This is a genomic window from Massilia alkalitolerans DSM 17462 (genome assembly GCF_000427785.1).
Lineage (GTDB): Bacteria > Pseudomonadota > Gammaproteobacteria > Burkholderiales > Burkholderiaceae_D > Telluria > Telluria alkalitolerans.
On the sequence record NZ_ATYR01000007.1, the window covers coordinates 188,755 to 202,362 of the forward strand.

General features: G+C 66.8%; 15 protein-coding genes and 1 tRNA gene. 4 read left to right on the plus strand and 12 right to left on the minus strand.

The window, feature by feature from the left end; all coding sequences use genetic code 11:
• The first annotated feature begins 2 nt into the window (after positions 1 to 2).
• Together YWC_RS0109955 and YWC_RS0109960 are read left to right on the plus strand one after the other, a co-directional pair.
• Positions 3 to 1,076, plus strand: a complete 1,074-nt coding sequence (locus YWC_RS0109955) for a sulfate/molybdate ABC transporter ATP-binding protein (protein WP_027865223.1) — start codon at positions 3 to 5, stop codon at positions 1,074 to 1,076.
• Positions 1,073 to 2,002: a CysB family HTH-type transcriptional regulator gene (locus tag YWC_RS0109960; RefSeq protein ID WP_027865224.1), complete on the plus strand. Its 930-nt coding sequence runs from the start codon at positions 1,073 to 1,075 to the stop codon at positions 2,000 to 2,002. Before YWC_RS0109955 ends, YWC_RS0109960 begins: the two co-directional genes overlap by 4 nt.
• Before the next feature lie 10 nt (positions 2,003 to 2,012).
• Here YWC_RS0109960 and YWC_RS0109965 read toward each other — a convergent pair whose 3' ends face one another.
• The 5 genes from YWC_RS0109965 to YWC_RS0109985 form a co-directional block, all read right to left on the minus strand.
• Complete coding sequence (locus tag YWC_RS0109965; protein WP_027865225.1) at positions 2,013 to 3,059, minus strand: aldo/keto reductase; 1,047 nt, start codon at positions 3,057 to 3,059, stop codon at positions 2,013 to 2,015.
• Positions 3,060 to 3,074: 15 nt separating this feature from the next.
• Positions 3,075 to 4,118, minus strand: coding sequence for a quinone-dependent dihydroorotate dehydrogenase (locus tag YWC_RS0109970; protein ID WP_027865226.1), 1,044 nt, complete (start codon positions 4,116 to 4,118; stop codon positions 3,075 to 3,077).
• 59 nt (positions 4,119 to 4,177) lie between these two features.
• Entirely contained in the window at positions 4,178 to 4,906 is a 729-nt protein-coding gene (locus YWC_RS0109975; RefSeq protein WP_027865227.1) for an arginyltransferase, read from the minus strand.
• 84 nt (positions 4,907 to 4,990) lie between these two features.
• Positions 4,991 to 5,719 carry a leucyl/phenylalanyl-tRNA--protein transferase gene (gene aat, locus YWC_RS0109980; protein ID WP_027865228.1) on the minus strand — a complete coding sequence of 243 codons (729 nt, stop codon included), beginning with the start codon at positions 5,717 to 5,719 and terminating at the stop codon, positions 4,991 to 4,993.
• Positions 5,720 to 5,733: 14 nt separating this feature from the next.
• A complete protein-coding gene (locus YWC_RS0109985) occupies positions 5,734 to 6,315 on the minus strand; it encodes an NUDIX hydrolase (RefSeq protein WP_027865229.1) in 582 nt (193 codons plus the stop codon).
• 173 nt (positions 6,316 to 6,488) lie between these two features.
• Here YWC_RS0109985 and YWC_RS0109990 point away from each other — a divergent pair.
• Positions 6,489 to 6,565: transfer RNA gene (locus tag YWC_RS0109990), tRNA-Met, on the plus strand.
• A gap of 187 nt (positions 6,566 to 6,752) precedes the next feature.
• Positions 6,753 to 7,166, plus strand: coding sequence for a T6SS immunity protein Tdi1 domain-containing protein (locus YWC_RS0109995; RefSeq protein ID WP_027865230.1), 414 nt, complete (start codon positions 6,753 to 6,755; stop codon positions 7,164 to 7,166).
• Between the two features lie 2 nt (positions 7,167 to 7,168).
• Here YWC_RS0109995 and YWC_RS0110000 read toward each other — a convergent pair whose 3' ends face one another.
• From YWC_RS0110000 to lspA, 7 genes are all read right to left on the minus strand, one after another.
• Positions 7,169 to 8,056, minus strand: coding sequence for a DNA-3-methyladenine glycosylase family protein (locus tag YWC_RS0110000; RefSeq protein WP_027865231.1), 888 nt, complete (start codon positions 8,054 to 8,056; stop codon positions 7,169 to 7,171).
• Between the two features lie 10 nt (positions 8,057 to 8,066).
• Positions 8,067 to 8,972: a DMT family transporter gene (locus YWC_RS0110005; RefSeq protein WP_027865232.1), complete on the minus strand. Its 906-nt coding sequence runs from the start codon at positions 8,970 to 8,972 to the stop codon at positions 8,067 to 8,069.
• 88 nt (positions 8,973 to 9,060) lie between these two features.
• The gene (locus YWC_RS0110010) at positions 9,061 to 10,086 is read right to left on the minus strand and encodes an XdhC family protein (protein ID WP_027865233.1); all 1,026 of its coding nucleotides are present in this window, start codon (positions 10,084 to 10,086) and stop codon (positions 9,061 to 9,063) included.
• Between the two features lie 141 nt (positions 10,087 to 10,227).
• Positions 10,228 to 11,307: a M48 family metallopeptidase gene (locus YWC_RS0110015; RefSeq protein WP_027865234.1), complete on the minus strand. Its 1,080-nt coding sequence runs from the start codon at positions 11,305 to 11,307 to the stop codon at positions 10,228 to 10,230.
• A 22-nt stretch (positions 11,308 to 11,329) separates the two neighbouring features.
• On the minus strand, positions 11,330 to 11,779 hold the full coding sequence (gene dut, locus YWC_RS0110020; RefSeq protein WP_027865235.1) for a dUTP diphosphatase: 450 nt from the start codon (positions 11,777 to 11,779) through the stop codon (positions 11,330 to 11,332).
• Positions 11,780 to 11,793: 14 nt separating this feature from the next.
• Positions 11,794 to 13,014: a bifunctional phosphopantothenoylcysteine decarboxylase/phosphopantothenate--cysteine ligase CoaBC gene (gene coaBC, locus YWC_RS0110025; RefSeq protein ID WP_027865236.1), complete on the minus strand. Its 1,221-nt coding sequence runs from the start codon at positions 13,012 to 13,014 to the stop codon at positions 11,794 to 11,796.
• A gap of 43 nt (positions 13,015 to 13,057) precedes the next feature.
• A complete protein-coding gene (gene lspA, locus YWC_RS0110030; RefSeq protein ID WP_027865237.1) occupies positions 13,058 to 13,585 on the minus strand; it encodes a signal peptidase II in 528 nt (175 codons plus the stop codon).
• Positions 13,586 to 13,608: the final 23 nt, after the last annotated feature.

Consider the following 13,608-nt stretch of genomic DNA (forward strand, 5'->3'; position numbering starts at 1 on the left):
ACATGACGATCGAAGTCCAACACATCCGCAAGCAGTTCGGCCAGTTCACCGCGCTCGACGACGTCTCGCTGCAGTTCCCGGACGGCCAGCTGACCGCCTTGCTGGGCCCTTCGGGCTGCGGCAAGACGACCCTGTTGCGCGTCATCGCCGGCCTCGAACATCCCGATTCCGGCGCCGTGCTGCTCGACGGCCAGGATGCGTCGAGCCGCCACGTGCGCGAGCGCCAGGTCGGCTTCGTGTTCCAGCACTATGCGCTGTTCAAGCACATGACCGTGTTCGAGAACGTCGCCTTCGGTTTGCGCGTGAAACCGCGCAAGGAGCGTCCGTCGGAACAGCAGATCCGCGACAAGGTGCGCCAGCTGCTCGAACTCGTGCAGCTCGACTGGATCGCCGACCGCTATCCGCCGCAGCTCTCGGGCGGCCAGCGCCAGCGTATCGCCCTGGCTAGAGCCCTGGCGGTGGAGCCGCGCGTGCTGCTGCTCGACGAACCCTTCGGCGCGCTGGACGCCAAGGTGCGCAAGGAGCTGCGCCGCTGGCTGCGCCGCCTGCACGACGAGCTGCACGTGACCTCGATCTTCGTCACCCACGACCAGGAAGAAGCGCTGGAAGTGGCCGACCAGGTGGTCCTGATGAACAAGGGCCGCGTCGAACAGCTCGGCGCGCCAAGCGAGGTGTACAACAAGCCGGCTTCGCCCTTCGTCTATGGCTTCCTCGGCAACGTCAACCTGTTCCACGGCCGCGTGCACGAAGGCGTGCTGGCCAGTGGCGAAGCCCAGTTCCAGGCGCCCGAGCATGCGAGCGTCCGTAACGGCGAAGGCATCGGCTACGTGCGTCCGCACGAGCTCGACGTCGCGCGCTATACGCCCGGCGCCGACGGCGTGGTCGCCAGGCTGCGCCGCGCGCATGCGATCGGCCCGCTGGCCCAGCTCGACCTCGAACGCGCCGACAACCAGCAGCTGATCGAGGCGGTGATCCCGAACGAGCTGTTCTCGAGCCAGGGCTTCAAGGAAGGGGACACCCTGGTGGTCAAGCCGCGCCGCATCGAAGTCTTCGTCGATGCAGGAGAGGGAATATGAACTTCCAGCAGCTGCGTTCCGTGCGCGAGGCCGCACGCCGCGACTTCAACCTGACCGAAGTCGCCAATGCGCTGTTCACCTCGCAGCCGGGCGTGTCGCGCCAGATCCGCGAGCTCGAGGAAGAGCTTGGGGTCGTGATCTTCGAGCGCAACGGCAAGCGCCTGACCGGGCTGACCCCGCCCGGCAAGGGCATCCTCAAGATCGTCGAACGCCTGCTGGTCGAGGCCGAGAACCTGCAGCAGGCCAGCGCCGAGTTCGCGGCCCAGGACAGCGGCACGCTCACCGTCGCCGTGACCCACACCCAGGCGCGCTACGCGCTGCCGCAGGTGGTGCAGTCCTTCCGCAATGCCTTCCCGGGCGTGCGCATCGCCCTGCAGCAAAGCGCGCCGGAACACATCGCCGAGTGGGTCCTGTCGGGCAAGGCCGACATCGGCATCGCGACCGAAGGCCTGTCGGCCTTCCCGGACCTGGTCTCCTTCCCGTGCTACCGCTGGAGCCACCTGATCGTGGCGCCGGAAGGACATCCGATCTTCACCTCCAGCCAGCCGCTGCGCCTGGAAGACCTGGCCGAGCATCCCCTGATTACCTACGACGTCGGCTTCACGGGCCGCAGCCACATCGACGCCGCTTTCGTGGAAGCCGGGCTGGCGCCGGACATCGTGCTGACCGCGATGGACTCGGACGTCATCAAGCAGTATGTGTCGCTGGGGATGGGCGTCGGCATCGTGGCCTCGATGGCCTTCGACCATGGCCGCGACAAGGGGATGCGGGCGATCGAAGCTTCGCACCTGTTCGCGCCGAACGTGACGCGCCTCGCCGTGCGCAAGGGCTCGTATCTGCGGGCCTACGCGTATCACTTCATCGAGCGCTTTGCGCAGGGGTATACGCGCTCGGATATCGAGAAGGCCTTGCAGGCGGAGCTGTGAGCAGCCGCGCTCACTGCCCCACGTTCATGTAGCGCGCGTGGATCTCGTCGATCCCCTTGAGCACGTCCGCTGACAGCACCAGGTCCGCCGCGTCGATGTTCTCCTTCAGCTGCGCAATACTGGTGGCCCCGATGATGGTCGACCCCACGAACCAGCGCGAGTAGCACCACGCCAGCGCCATCTGCGCAGGCAGCATGCCGTTCGCGCGCGCCAGCGCCGCGTACTCGGCGGTCGCTGCCAGCACGCTCGGGCGCACATAACGCGGGCTCCAACCCTTCGGGAAGACCGTCAGGCGGCCATGCGCGTTCGGATCGTCGAGATACTTGGCCGTCAGCTGCCCGAAGGCCAGCGGGCTGTAGGCCAGCAGGCTCACGCCTTCCCGGTAGCAGGCCTCGTCCATCAGGCTGGTCTCGAAGTGGCGCGCGGTGAGGTTGTACAGGTTCTGCACCGTGGCGATGCGCGGCAAGCCGCGCTGCTCCGAGCGCTTGATGTACTGGCACACGCCCCAGGTGCTTTCGTTCGACACGCCGACGTGGCGGATCATCCCCGCCCGCACCATGTCGTCCAGCGCCTCGAGCGTCTCATGGATCGGCACTGCCGGCCGTTCGCCTTCCGGGTCGAAGCTGTTGGCCCCGAAGATCGGCAGGTTCCGGCTCGGCCAGTGGATCTGGTACAGGTCGATGTAGTCGGTGTGCAGGCGGCGCAGGCTGTCCTCGACGGCGGCGCGGATGTTGGTCGCGTCGAGGTTGTGGTTGGCGCCGCGGATCCAGGGCATCATCTTGTTCGGCCCGGCGATCTTGGTCGCCAGCACCACGTCGGCACGGCGGCCCGTCTTCTTGAGCCAGCTGCCGATATAACGCTCGGTCGAGCCTTGCGTATCGGGCCGCGCCATCACCGGGTACATCTCGGCGGTATCAATGAAGTTGATGCCGCGCTCCAGCGCGTAGTCGAGCTGGCTGTGTGCCTCGGCCTCGGTGTTCTGTTCGCCGAAGGTCATGGTGCCGAGGCAGACCTTCGACACCATCAGATCGGTTTGTCCCAGCTGCCTGCGTTCCATGATGGTCCCTCGCTATTACTTCATGTGGCGCAGCGCGGCCGCGGCGTCGCGGATCAGTGCCGGGCCCGCATAGATAAAACCGGTGTAGAGCTGTACCAGCTGCGCGCCGGCGGCGATCTTGGCGCGCGCATCCTCGCCGCGCATGATGCCGCCCACGCCGATGATCGGCAGCGCGTCGCCCAGCTCGGCTTTCAACAGGCGGATCACCGTGTTCGACAATTCGAATACCGGCGCGCCCGACAGGCCGCCTGCTTCCTCGCCATGCTGCATGCCTTGCACCGCAGTGCGGCTGAGCGTGGTGTTGGTGGCGATGACGCCGTCGATCTTGTGGCGCAGCAGGGCGCCGGCAATGTTGCGCACTTGATCGCCGTCGATGTCCGGGGCGATCTTCAGCGCCACCGGCACATAGCGCTTGTGCTGGTCGGCCAGGCGCAGCTGCTCTTCCTTGAGTTGGGAGAGCAGGGCGTCGAGCTCGGATTCGCCCTGGAGCTGGCGCAGGTTCTTGGTGTTCGGCGAGGAGATGTTGACCGTCACGTAGCTGGCGTAAGGGTAGACCTTGCGCAGGCAATGCAGGTAATCGTCGGCGGCGCGCTCGATGGGCGTGTCGGCGTTCTTGCCGATGTTCAGGCCGAGCACGCCCTGCTTGTCCTGGTAGAAGCGCGAGGCCTGCACGTTGGACACAAAAGCATCCACGCCGCCGTTGTTGAAGCCCATCCGGTTGATGATGCCCTGCGCCTGCGGCAGGCGGAAGATGCGCGGCTTCGGGTTGCCGCCCTGGGGGCGCGGCGTCACGGTGCCGATCTCGATCGAGCCGAAGCCGAGCGAGGCCAGGCCGTCGATGTAGGCCCCGTCCTTGTCGAGGCCGGCGGCAAGGCCGACCGGGTTCGGGAAGGTGATGCCCATGACCGTGCGCGGGTCCGGCGCCGGGCGGCCGGACAACTTGGTGAGGCCGAGCGCGGCGGCGCGGCGCAGCAGCGGCAGGGTCAGGTTGTGGGCTTGCTCGGCATCGAGCGAGAACAGCAGCGGGCGGGCGAGGGAATACAGGAGCTTGTCGGACATGGAGGACTCATCGTAAGTGACTCCCGCCATTTTACAGCGCCAGGAGGCGCGCAAGTCCCTCAGCGTTCCAGCACGCCCCATACGCCGCCGATGCGCGCTTCGAGCGGACGGAAGTTGATCTTGTAGGCCATCTTCGGGCTCTGCTCGATCCAGTAGCCCAGGTAGACGTACTGGAGGCCGAGCTCGCGTGCCTGGTTGACCTGCCACATGACGTTGTAGGTGCCGAAGGACGCGCCCGGCACGTCCGGGTCGAAGAAGGTATATACCGACGACAGGCCATCGGACAGCACGTCGATGATCGACACCATGCGCAGCAGGCCGTCGGGCTCGCGGAACTCGACCAGGCGGGTATTCACCCGGCTCTGCAGCAGGAACTGGGCGTACTGGTCGCGGCTGTCCTGGTCCATGCCGCCGCCGACGTGGCGGGTGGTCTGGTAGCGCAGGTAGAGCGCGTAGTGCTCGTCCGAGAACGCCAGGTTGGCCACCATCGCGACCAGGTCGCCGTGGCGCTTCCAGGAGCGGCGCTGGGTACGGTTGGGCGTGAAATCCTCGCATTTCACGCGCACCGGGATGCAGGCCTGGCAGCCGTCGCAGTAGGGGCGGTAGGTGAAGATGCCGCTGCGGCGGAATCCGTTGCGCACCAGTTCGGAATAGACGTCGGCATTGATCAGGTGCGATGGCGTCGCGACTTGCGAGCGGGCCTGGCGCGCATCGAGGTAACTGCAGGGATAGGGCGCCGTCGTGTAGAACTGCAGCGTAGCGAAAGGCAGGTCATTTAGGTGCGTCATGCAAAAAGCTCTCGAGACGACGTGATGATCCTATTTTAACGAAATCAGGCCGGTGTCACTGTTAGCCAGTCAACGGTGCCGCCTTCAGGGCGCCGCGCCCAGAGGTGGCACAATCTCCCAGCGGGTGATGGCCGGCTCGCGGATGGCCTGGCGCAGGTGCGCCAGGAAGGCGCTGCGCGGAATCGGCGCGGCCCCCAGCGAAGCCAGATGCCCGGTCTCCTGCTGGCAGTCGATCATCGAGACGCCCTGGCTGCGCAGGAAAGCCACCAGGTAGGCCAGGGCCACCTTGGACGCGTCCGACACCCGGGCGAACATCGATTCTCCGTAGAACATGCGGCCGATGCAGACGCCGTAGGCGCCACCCACCAGCTCGCCCTCGTAGCGAACCTCCGACGAATGGGCATAGCCCATCGCATGCAGGCCGGTGTAGCCGTCGATGATGTCTTCCGAGATCCAGGTGCCGGGCCCGTCCTTGCGCGGGGCGGCGCAGGCACGCATCACGTCCTCGAAGGCCGTGTCGAAGCGCACGTCCCACGGGCCGCCCTCGAGCCGGCTGCGCTCGACGCGTCTCAGGGTTTTCTTCAGGCTGTCGCTGAGCTTGAAGCGCTCCGTGCGCAGCACCATGCGCGGGTCGGTGCTCCACCACAGGATGGGCTGGCCTTCAGAGAACCAGGGGAAGATGCCGTTCTGGTAGGCCAGCAGCAGGCGCTGCGGCGACAGGTCGGCGCCGGCCGCGAGCAGGCCGGGGGCGTCGATCGTCAGCGCCTCGGATACGTCGGGAAACGGCGATGTCGGCTCGAGCCAGGGGATCATGGCGGGCTCGTGGATCAGTCGGGTTCGCGGGGAGCCAGCATCGGGCGAACGATGTCCCGGCTATGAAAACCGTAGCTGCCGCCCTCGCGCACTTTGATGCGGTCGGCAAAGAAGAGTTCCAGCGTGCTGCGCACCGTCGGGAAAGCCAGCTCGTCCCAGGGGATCTCGTCCTGGGTGAACAGCTGCACTTCCAGACTTTCCTCGCCCGGCGCGAAATCGAGATTGCGCAGGCGCGCCAGGTAGAACAGGTGGACCTGGTGCACATGGGCCACATTCAGCAGGGTGAACAGCTTGCCGAGTTCGACGTCGGCGCCGGCTTCCTCTTCGGTTTCGCGCACGGCCGCCTGCTCCGTGGTTTCCTCGTTTTCCATGAAGCCGGCCGGCAAGGTCCAGTAGCCGTAGCGCGGTTCGATCGCGCGCTTGCACAGCAGGATCTGTAGCTTGCCGTCCTGTTCCCAGACGGGGATCGAGCCGATGACCAGCTTGGGATTCTGGTAGTGGATCGCGCGGCAGTTGGGGCAGACGTAGCGCGGCCGGTTGTCGCCTTCGGGGATTGCCAGGGCGACAGGATGGGCGCACTCGGAACAGAATTTCATAGGTCAGCGGCAGGTTGAGATTGTGCTTACTTTACACTGAATTGCCGGCCCTGGGCCGCTGCCGGCGCGTGCAAAAGTGCTCACGGCCGAGCGCCGTCGTGCTGCAATCGCCGATCAGGGGAGGATTGCATTTGCCTAAAAGACCGTTTCGGCGTATAATTCATTTCATCAGACGCGGGGTGGAGCAGTCTGGCAGCTCGTCGGGCTCATAACCCGAAGGTCACAGGTTCAAATCCTGTCCCCGCAACCAGAATTCAGGGCCGTTGATTCGCAAGGATCAACGGCTTTTTGTTTTTCGCTCGTCATACGGGCTCGCACAAGAGCCATGTCAAACCGGACGCAAGCGTCCGGAATGTTGTCGAGCCTGTCTTGTCCAACAGGCGAAACAGCCGGCGCCGGCACTCGGCGCGGGCCTGCGAACCAATGGGGCAGACCACATGATCAACGTAGACGACATCAACGACGCCTGGGGCTGGGTCGGCTTGACCGCTGTCGAGGTCCTTGGGTCCAATGCATTCGGCAACCTCATCATCCGCGACGACGAAGGGCGCTATTGGCGCCTGCGTCCGCAAGACCTGTGCTGCGAGCCGGTCGCCGACAGCCGCGCCGCGCTCGACGCGCTGGCCTATAACCAGGATTTCCTGAACGACTGGTACATGCCGGAAGTCGTGCACCTGGCTGAATCCACGCTCGGCCCCCTGGTCGAGGACCGCAAATACTGCCTCAAGATCCCGAGCGCGCTCGGCGGCCACTACGGACGCGACAACCTGGCCACGGTGCCGCTGCCCGAACTGATCCGTTTTTCGGGGGAGAGTGCGCAGCAGTTCGACGACTTGCCGCGCTGGAATTGAACCTAAGCGGCGGTGTCGCTGAGGCTGGCCCACAGGTAGGCCGCCGCCATCGTGCGGTGCGGCGCATAGCGTTCCAGCAGGCGCTGCGTGGTCGGGATGTCCGGACGGGCGTCGCCACCCAGCAGGCGGTGGAAGGCGGTGCGGATGGCCACGTCGCCTTCCAGCGAGCAGTCCGGGTAGCCATAGCCGCGCAGCAGGGCGTAATTGACGGTCCAGGGCCCGATGCCTTTGATGGCCAACAATTCCTGCACGAGCTCATCGACGGGGCGTCCGCGGTCGAGCACGAGCTGACCGTCGGCGACGAGCCGGGCCAGGCGCAGCAGCGTCTCGGCTTTCGAGCGCGAGAACTTGCGGCTGGTCAGGTCTTCCAGGGCGAGGCGGGCGACGCCGGCCGCCTCCGGATAGCACCACAGGCCGCTCGCATGGGCCCGGCCCGCGAGCTGGATCAAGGTGCGGCGCAGCGAGATGGCAAACGGCAGGTTGATCTGCTGGCCGATGATGGCCCAGGTCAGGGCTTCGAACACAGTTGCCGACTGGACGATGCGCAGGCCCGGGTGGCGCGCTACGACCGGGCCCAGCGCCGGATCATTGCGCGCGAACGCGGCAAACGCGGCCGGGTCGATGCGCAGGCCGAGGATGCTCAGCAAGGCCTCGCGCGCCTGTGCCAGCAGTGCCGGCGTCACATCGCCATCGGCATCGACGCAGCAAGCGGCGGTGTCGCAATCGACGCGCACTTCCAGCACCACGGGCGTGCCACCCAACAGCACACCCTTGCGCAGGCCTCGGGGCGACACCTGCTCCGCGATCCCTTCCGCATCCCGGCTGTGGAAGGCCAGCACGTCCTCGCTGCGGTAGCCGGCCGGAAGGTCGAGCATGATCTCGGTGCGCATCGCGATGTCCCTACTTGGCCTGCGCGGCAGGCCCGCGCAGGAAGGAGGGCACGAAGCCGGTCACCAGCGCCGTGCCCACCAGCACGATGCCTGAGCCGAGCAGCGTGGGCCAGCCGATCACCTCGTGCAGGAAGATCGCCCCCCACAGGATGCCGAACATCGGGTTCAGGAAGGTCACTGTCAGCGCCGAGGTGGTGCCGACTTCTTCGATCAGCTTGAAGTAGAGGATGTAGGCGATGCCGCTGCAGACCACGCCCAGCGCGAGCACCGCGGCCCAGATGCCGGCCGTGGGTACGCCCGGCGACGGGAAGAAGGGCAGGGCCGGGATCACGAACAGGGTCGCGGCCCACATCGAACCATGCGCGTTGGCGAAGGGCGGCACCGCCTTGGCCGACTTGGCGTATTGGCTGGCGATGCTGTAGCAGAAGGCCGCCACCAGCGCGGCCGCGATCGCGACCGCGGCGCCGGGACGCTCCGACACATGGTCGAAACCGACCAGCAGGGCCACGCCGACCGTGCCCAGCACCAGGCCGAGGCCGGTGCGTGCGGAGACACCCTGGCGCGCCCACACGGCCCCGACCAGTGCGCCGAACATCGGCGCGGTGGCGTTCAGCACCGACAGCACCGAAGCGGACAGCGTGCGCGCGGCGAAGGCGAACAGCAGGAAGGGCAGGGCCGAGTTGAAGAAGCCCAGCATCAGGTAGTGCTTCCAGTGCTGGCGCAGGTCGAGCGGCGTGCCCTTGCCGCGGCGGCGCATCACCCAGGCCATCCCTAGCAGGAACAGGGCCGCGAACAGCACCCGGTACTCGATCAGAACGGCGGGGCCGAGCACGGGCGCGGCGATGCGCATGAAGAGGAAGGAGCCGCCCCAGATGGCGGCCAGCGCCACCAGGCGCAGCATGTTCACGGTATTCATCGGGACGAGTGGGACAAAGGATCGATTGTGGCGGCGGGGCGCACGCCGCGCCATCCGCTTCTTGCCGTGGAATTCGGGCCGGGCTGGCTCACGCGGCTGCGCTGCGCAGCACGGTGCAGGCCGCGGTGCCGGCCGGCTGAGGAGCGGCCGCATGCGGCACCAAGAGGGCGGCAGGTACGCCGTTCTTCACGGCGGTCATTTCGGCCATGATCGAGACCGCGATCTCGCTCGGGGTCTTGCTGCCGATGTAGATGCCAATCGGGCCGTGCAGGCGCGCCAGCTGGGCTTCGCTGAGGTCGAACAGCCTGAGGCGCTCGCGGCGCTTGTCGTTGTTCAGGCGCGAGCCGATCGCGCCGACATAGAAGGCCTCGGACTTGAGCGCCTCCATCAGGGCCAGGTCGTCCAGCTTGGGGTCGTGGGTCAGGGCGACGACCGCGCTGCGCGCATCCAGGTGCGCTTCGATCACCAGGTCGTCGGGCATGGCGTGCACCAGTTCCACGCCCGCCAGGTTCCAGCCGCTGCGGTATTCCTCGCGCGGGTCGCACACGACCACGCGGTAGTCCATGCCGCTGGCGATCTGCGCCAGGAAGCGCGACAGCGGGCCGGCGCCGATGATGTACAGGCGCCAGCGCGGGCCGTGGATGGTGGCCAGCACGCCGTCCTCCACGCGCTGGATGGCGCCGGCCTCGGCGCGTACCAGGGTGACGGCGCCGGTCGCAAGCGTCACGCGGCGTTCGACCAGTTCGCCTTCGTGCAGGCGCGCCAGCAGTTCGCGGATGCGGCTGTGCTGGGACAGCGGCTCGATGGCCAGCTCGATGGTGCCGCCGCAGGGCAGGCCGAAGCGGTGCGCCTCGTCGGCGCTGATGCCGTAGCTGACGATCTCGGGACGCGCCAGTTCGATGCCGTTGCGGCGCACCTTCTCGATCAGGTCGTCCTCGATGCAGCCGCCCGAGACCGATCCGACCACGCTGCCGTCGTCGCAGACGGCAAGGAGCGCGCCGATCGGGCGCGGGCTCGAGCCCCAGGTCTTGATGACCGTCACTAGCTGGCAGCGGCGGCCGCTGGCCAGCCAGGCGTCGCAGGTCTTCAATACGTCGAGGTCGATGCTGTCCATGGCTGTGCTTTGTGGTCGGGATGGGCAATGATACAAAAAACGCGGCAAGCCTGCCGGACGGCGGGCTTGTAGGGTGCCTGCAGACAGCCAAAACAAACGCGGACGCACCAGGCGTCCGCGTTCGGTGGAAGGGCTGGCAACTCAGGGCGTCAGCGGCTTGTTGGCCGACTTCTTGGCCTTGACTTCGGCCACCGCCTTGTCGATCGCGGCCATGCGCTGCGCCAGCGCCGGGTGGTTGGCGGTATGGCCGTTCAGCACCGTCGCCGGAGTGGTTTCCGCGAAGCGTTTCCAGAACCCGGAGATGCCCTCGACACGGTAATCGGCGCGCGCCAGCAGGTAGACTGCGAGGCGGTCGGCGGCGCTGTCGAGCGTGGACGGCATGGCCTTGATGCCGCCGCTGCCGATCAGCATCGAGGTGTCCGGCGCGATCCGGGTGAGGTTGTCGATGATGCTGCCGATGGTGGCGGCATTGCGCTGGCTGGCCGCATGGTTCAGCATGTTGTGCGCCATCGTGTGCGCCACCACGTAGGCCAGCTCGTCGTCGTTCTGCACGAAGCCCATCATGCCGCGCGTGACCATCACGCGCTGGCCGTCGGCATAGGCGTTGACGTTGTCCGCGTTGCCCAGCTCGATGCCGAAGGCGCAGGCGCGGGTCACGGGCACCGTCACGTCGCGCTGCGAACCGCGGCGCTCGATGGTCAGCGGCAGGCTGGCCTGCTTCGCGACGATGGGGCCGAACACGGCGCCGGCCTGCGACAGCGCGTTCGGGCCGGTGGGCAAGGGCTTGCCGCCGGCGGCCACCAGCTCGTCGCCGTTGCGCAGGCCGGCCTTGGCGGCGCCGCTGCCGGCCAGCACATTGGTGACCTGCAGGCGCTCGCCCATGCCGAGCACGGCGTGCGCGGCGTCGTTGTAGCTGCCGGGGTAGGTATAGCGGTTCTTGGCGGTGAAACCGAGCAGGTTGCGCGCATGGCGCGTGCACAGTTCGGCATTGTCGATGAGGAGGGGCGCGGCCACCTTGTACAGGCGGTCCTGCAGGCTCGCCATCCTGGTGAGGGTCTCGGCTGCCGCCGCCATCTCCGGTGTCACTTGCGGCGTCTCTGGTGCCGCCTGCCCCGGTGGGAGCGGCTGGCCCGGCTGCATCGGTGACTGCGTGGCGCAGGCCGAGAGCAATACGGCGATGGAAATACCCAGCGCAGTCTGGCGCACATGTTGACCGATCATAGTCCTCTTTATTCCTTGTCTCTTATTGTTTGCCGGTGCTGCCGAACCCTCCGGCGCCCCGTTCGCTCGATGCGAACTCCTCTACCACGTTGAAACCCACCTGCAGCACGGGCACGATCACGAGCTGGGCCAGCCGGTCAAGCGGCTGCAGCGTGAAGCTCGCGTGGCCGCGGTTCCAGGTCGAGACCATCAGCTGTCCCTGGTAGTCGGAGTCGATCAAGCCTACCAGATTGCCGAGAACGATGCCGTTCTTATGGCCGAGTCCACTGCGCGGCAGGATCATGGCCGCATAGCCCGGGTCGCCGATGTGAATCGCCAGGCCGGTCGGCACCAGGGTCGTCTGGCCCGGCTCGATGACGAGCGGGGCGTCGATGCAGGCGCGCAGGTCCAGGCCTGCGCTGCCGGGCGTGCCGTAGCTTGGGAGCAGCTCCTTCATGCGCGGATCGAGGATTTTGAGATCGATGTTCTTCATGCTGTTCTGATGCTTTAGGTAAGTAAGGAGCGCTGTTCAAGGCGTTTCGCGATTTCCGACACCAGCTGGCGCGCCAGGCTCAGTTTGTCGGCGCGCGGCAGCACGGTATGGCCGCTCTCGTCGAACAGGATGATGGTGTTCTCATCCTGCCCGAAGGTCTGGGGGCCGATATTGCCCACCAACAGGGGAATGCCTTTTCTCTCGCGCTTGGCGGCGCCGAATTCCATCAGGTTCTCGGACTCGGCGGCGAAGCCCACGCAGTAGGGCCAGCCGGACAGCGAGGTGGTGGCGGCGACCGAGGCCAGGATGTCGGCGTTCTGCACGAACTCGAGCTGCGGCGCACCGCCGCCTTCCTGCTTCTTGATCTTCTGGCCGCTGGCATTCGCCACCCGCCAGTCGGCCACCGCCGCCACGCCGATGAAGACGTGCTGGCCGCTCACTCCCGCCATCACGGCGTCGTGCATCTGCTGGGCGGTGAGCACGTCGATGCGGCGCACGCCGTGCGGTGTGCTCAGGGAGGTTGGGCCGCTCACCAGGGTGACCTCGGCGCCGGCTTCGCGCGCCGCGCGCGCCACCGCGTAGCCCATCTTGCCCGAAGAGAGGTTGGTAATGCCGCGCACCGGGTCGATCGGCTCGAACGTGGGGCCGGCCGTGATCAGGACGCGGCGGCCCGCCAGCACCTTGTGCTGGAAGGAGGCGATCAGTTCCTCGACCAGTTCTTCCGGCTCGAGCATGCGGCCCAGGCCGGTCTCGCCGCAGGCCTGGGAGCCGGCCGCCGGGCCGAACAGGCAAATGCCGTCCTCGACCAGCTGTTTCACATTGCGCTGGGTCGCCGGGTTTTCCCACATCTCGACGTTCATCGCCGGCGCCACCAGCAGCGGCACGCGGCGCGGACGGGCCACGCACAGGGTCGACAGCAGGTCGTTGCAGGCGCCGTGCGCCAGCTTGCGGATGAAGTCGGCCGAGCAGGGCGCGACCAGGATGGCGTCGGCGTCGCGCGTCAGGTCGATGTGGGCCATGTTGTTGGCCATGCGCGGATCCCACTGGTCGGTATAGACCGTCTGGCCGGACAGGGCCTGCATGGTGACCGTGCCGATGAAGTGGGTGGCCGCCTCGGTCATGACCACCTGCACGCTGGCGCCTTCCTTGACGAGGGAACGGCACAGTTCCGCCGCCTTGTAGCAGGCCACGCCGCCGGTGAGGCCGAGGACGATCTTCTTGCCCTTGAGGTCCATGCTCATGATGACTCCGGATTCAGCTCAGTTGATGCGTTAATGCTCAGGACTTGTTCACGCGCCGCAGTTCGTCCAGGACGAACAAGGCCGCGCCGACCGAAATGCCGATGTCGGCGATGTTAAAGGCCGGGAAGTGGCCGATGCCTCGCCAGTAGAAGTCGAGGAAGTCGATCACGTGGCCGTGCACGACGCGGTCGATGCCGTTGCCGATGGCGCCCGCCATGATCAGGGCCAGCGCGAAGCAGAACAGGCGCTGGCTGGCGTTCTTCTTGATCATGTACAGGCAGAAGCCGACCGCGCCGAGGGCGATGCCGAGGAAGAGCCAGCGCTGCCAGCCGCTGGCGTCGCCGAGGAAGCTGAACGCCGCGCCGGGGTTGTAGACCTTGATCAGGTTGAAGAAGCTGGTGATCGGCAGCGTCTCGGCATAGGCGAAGGTGCGCTCGACGGTGAGCTTGGTCACCTGGTCGAGCAGGACGATGATCGCCGCCAGGCCGAGCCATGGGAACAGGCTGGCGGAAGGCTTGTAGAGGGGCTTGGCGCCCGGAGAAGCTTTTTTGGTTTTGGTGGCCATGGTGTCAGGTCGGTGCCCGCCAT